Source organism: Streptomyces botrytidirepellens, from assembly GCF_003721215.1.
Lineage (GTDB): Bacteria > Actinomycetota > Actinomycetes > Streptomycetales > Streptomycetaceae > Streptomyces > Streptomyces himastatinicus.
Genome location: NZ_RIBZ01000578.1, coordinates 1 through 3596, shown reverse-complemented (window position 1 = coordinate 3596; position 3596 = coordinate 1). Strand labels below are relative to the sequence as shown.

Annotated in this window: 4 protein-coding genes; 2 read left to right on the top strand and 2 right to left on the bottom strand. The window is 70.6% G+C overall.

All coding sequences use genetic code 11. The annotated features are described in order from the left end of the window. Positions 1 to 30: 30 nt before the first annotated feature. A complete protein-coding gene (locus tag EEJ42_RS33100; protein WP_123105689.1) occupies positions 31 to 987 on the bottom strand; it encodes a hydrogen peroxide-inducible genes activator in 957 nt (318 codons plus the stop codon). 136 nt (positions 988 to 1123) lie between these two features. Here EEJ42_RS33100 and EEJ42_RS33095 point away from each other — a divergent pair, with 136 nt between their 5' ends. Both EEJ42_RS33095 and EEJ42_RS33090 read left to right on the top strand, forming a co-directional pair. Then, positions 1124 to 1678 carry a peroxiredoxin gene (locus tag EEJ42_RS33095; protein ID WP_009715363.1) on the top strand — a complete coding sequence of 185 codons (555 nt, stop codon included), beginning with the start codon at positions 1124 to 1126 and terminating at the stop codon, positions 1676 to 1678. Positions 1679 to 1689: 11 nt separating this feature from the next. Next, positions 1690 to 2229, top strand: a complete 540-nt coding sequence (locus EEJ42_RS33090; protein ID WP_123105687.1) for an alkyl hydroperoxide reductase — start codon at positions 1690 to 1692, stop codon at positions 2227 to 2229. A gap of 84 nt (positions 2230 to 2313) precedes the next feature. Here the strand turns inward: EEJ42_RS33090 and EEJ42_RS33085 are convergent. Beyond that, the coding region (locus EEJ42_RS33085) for an AI-2E family transporter (protein WP_148082107.1) at positions 2314 to 3596 on the bottom strand (1283 nt) is incomplete at its 5' end.

Sequence of the window (3596 nt, the reverse complement as noted above, 5' to 3'; positions counted from 1 at the left end):
GCGGGGAGGAACCCCCGCCGCGACGGCGCGTCAGCGTGCGACCCGCACCGGAAGCGACCGCACCGCCTCGCGGAGCGTGGCGGCCAGGGCCTCGAACTCCTCCGCCCGCGCGGCCCCGGCGCGCATGGCCAGGGCGATGCGGCGGGCGGGGGCCGGGTCGGCGAAGTCGCCGGTGGCCAGGTCCTCGTTGCGGCCGGTCTCGACCCGTAGCGCGGTACGCGGCAGCAGCGTCACCCCGAGCCCGCCGCCGACGAGTTGCACCAGCGTGGAGAGTCCGGCGGCGGTCGTGGTCACCGGGGCGCCCTCGGTGCGGCCCGCCTCGCGGCAGATGTCGAGGGCCTGGTCGCGCAGGCAGTGGCCCTCGTCCAGCAGCAGCAGATCCAGCTCCTTGAGCGCCTCGCGGGGTATGTCCGTACGCCCGCCCAGCCAGTGGTCCCGGGGCGTGACCAGCACGAAGTCCTCGTCGAACAGCGGCAGTTCCACCACCCCCGGGGCGCCGAGGGGGACCGCGAGGAGCAGCAGGTCGAGTCGCCCGTGGGCGAGCCCGTCCAGCAGCGAGGCGGTCTGCTCCTCGTGCACCTGGAGGTCGAGGCGCGGATACTGCTCGCGCACCAGCCGCAGCACGGTCGGCAGCAGATACGGGGCCACGGTCGGGATCACCCCGAGCCGCAGCACCCCGGTGAACGGCGCCCGCGCCGCCTCCGCCTCCTCCAGCAGCGCACCCACCTCCGCGAGCACGGAGCGTGCTCGCGCGGCCAGCCGTTCCCCCGCCGGGCTGAGCAGCACCTTGCGGGTCGTACGCTCGAGAAGCTGAACTCCGAGGGTGTCCTCCAGGGTGGCGACGGCGCCCGAAAGGGCGGGCTGGCTCATCCCGATGGCGGACGCCGCATCCCGGAAGTGCAGATGCTCGGCGACCGCGGCGAACGCCTTGAGCTGGGACAAGCTCGGCTGCCGCGGCTTTCCTGCCGGTATCGCTGTCGCGGCCACTGATAGCCACCTCCAATCAACCCGACCGAGTGTAGCTATTTCACTGATCAATGTGGCATGTGCCAGGGTGGAGATCGTCCAACCCCGGGAAACCCCCACAAAGGGTCCCTCCCACGCGAAAGCTGCAAGGAGAAACGTGCTCACTGTCGGTGACAAGTTCCCCGAGTTCGACCTGACCGCCTGCGTCTCGCTGGAGAAGGGGCAGGAGTTCGAGCAGATCAACCACAAGACCTACGAGGGCAAGTGGAAGATCGTTTTCGCATGGCCCAAGGACTTCACCTTCGTGTGCCCGACCGAGATCGCGGCCTTCGGCAAGCTGAACGAGGAGTTCGCCGACCGTGACGCCCAGATCCTGGGCTTCTCGGGCGACTCGGAGTTCGTCCACCACGCCTGGCGCAAGGACCACGACGACCTGCGTGACCTGCCCTTCCCGATGATGGCGGACTCCAAGCACGAGCTCATGCGCGACCTGGGCATCGAGGGCGAGGACGGCTTCGCCCAGCGCGCCGTCTTCATCGTGGACCAGAACAACGAGATCCAGTTCACCATGGTGACGGCCGGTTCCGTGGGCCGTAACCCCAAGGAGGTCCTGCGGGTGCTGGACGCCCTCCAGACCGACGAGCTGTGCCCGTGCAACTGGACGCAGGGCGAGGACACCCTCGACCCGGTCGCGCTCCTCTCCGGCGAGTGAGGTGAACTGACATGGCACTCGACACCCTCAAGTCCGCCCTGCCGGACTACGCCAAGGACCTGAAGCTGAACCTCGGTTCGGTGATCGGCAACTCTGAGCTTCCGCAGCAGCAGCTGTGGGGCACCGTGCTGGCCTGCGCGATCGCCTCGCGCTCGCCGCGCGTGCTCTCCGAGCTGGAGCCGGAGGCCAAGGCCAACCTGTCGGCCGAGGCGTACACCGCCGCCAAGTCGGCGGCCGCCATCATGGCGATGAACAACGTGTACTACCGGACCCGGCACCTGCTGTCCGACCCGGAGTACAACAACCTGCGCGCCGGTCTGCGGATGAACGTCATCGGCAACCCGGGCGTGGACAAGACCGACTTCGAGCTGTGGTCGCTCGCGGTCTCCGCGATCAACGGCTGCGGCATGTGCCTCGACTCGCACGAGCAGGTGCTCCGCAAGGCGGGCGTGGACCGCGAGACGGTCCAGGAAGCCTTCAAGATCGCCGCGGTGATCCAGGCGGTCGGCGCCACCCTGGACGCCGAGGGCGTCCTGGCCGAGAACGGCTGACGCCGCCAGGCCGCGCATACGCCGCGTACGCCGCAGAGACGAAGGGGCGCCCCACCGATCCGGTGGGGCGCCCCTTCGCGTTGCTCACGTACCCTCGCCCGGCGGTTCCGGGGGCCGGACCGGCGCGGTGGCGATGATGGTCGCGCCGTGCGGGCGGGAGGTGGCGCGCAGGGCGCTCTCCCTGCTGTGCGCGCGCAGATAGCCGACCGCCGTGTTGACGACCGCCACCAGCGGTACGGCCACCACCGCGCCGCCGATGCCGCCGATCAGCGAGCCGCCCGCGACCGAGAGCACCACGGCGAGCGGATGGACCCGCACCGCGCGGCCGAGGATGAACGGCTGGAGCACATGGCCCTCGATCTGCTGCACCGCCAGCACCACCACCAGCACCATCCCCGCCGTGAAGACGCCCTGGGTGACGAGTGCCACCATGACCGCGAGCGCGCCGGAGACCACCGCACCGACCAGCGGGATGAAGGCGAAGAGGAAGATGAAGACGGCGAGGGGCACGGCCATGGGCACATCGAGGAAGAAGAGCCCCACGCCGATGAAGATCGCGTCGATGAGGGCCACTATCACCGTGCCGCGCACATAGGCGGTCAGCGTGGCCCAGGCCCGCGGCCCCGCGCCCGCCACGCCCGGCCGGGCCGCCGCGGGGACGAGCCCCAGCGTCCAGCGCCAGATCCGCGGCCCGTCGTACAGCAGGAACAGCGTGCTGAACATGGTCAGCAGGATGCCGGTCAGCACCTCGACCACGACCGTGACGCCTTCGAGCCCGGCCGAGGTGATCTCCTCGGTGTTGGCGCCGACGGCCTCGCGCAGGCTCTTGGCGATGTGGTTGATCTGCTTCTCCGTCACATGGAACGGGCTGTGCAGCAGCCAGCGCCGCAGATCGTCGATGCCGTCCTGGAGCTTGTCGGACAGCTCGTCGATGTTCTCCATGACCTGCCAGACCACGAACCACACGACCAGCCCCATGATGATGAAGCCGCCGATGAAGGTGATGGTCGTGGCGAGCCCGCGCCGCACGCCCCGGAGGCGCAGCCGGGTGACGGTGGGCTCCAGCAGGGCCGTGATGAGCAGGGCGACGGTGAAGGAGAACACCACCAGCTGGATGGAGCTGATGACCTGCATCAGCACATAGACCGTCCCGGCCAGCACCAGCAGCCGCCACCCGGCCTCGGCGGCGACACGCACGCCCCAGGGGACGGCGTCGACCGGCTCGGGCCGGGGCGCGACGGCGGGGGCGTAGGCGGGCGGGGCGGGCACGCTGGGCCCCCCGGACTCCTCGACCCCCTCGGGCGGCTCCTGCGGCCCTCGCGGCCCCTCCGGCCTGTGCGCCTGGTGGTCCTCGGGCGCCTCGTGCG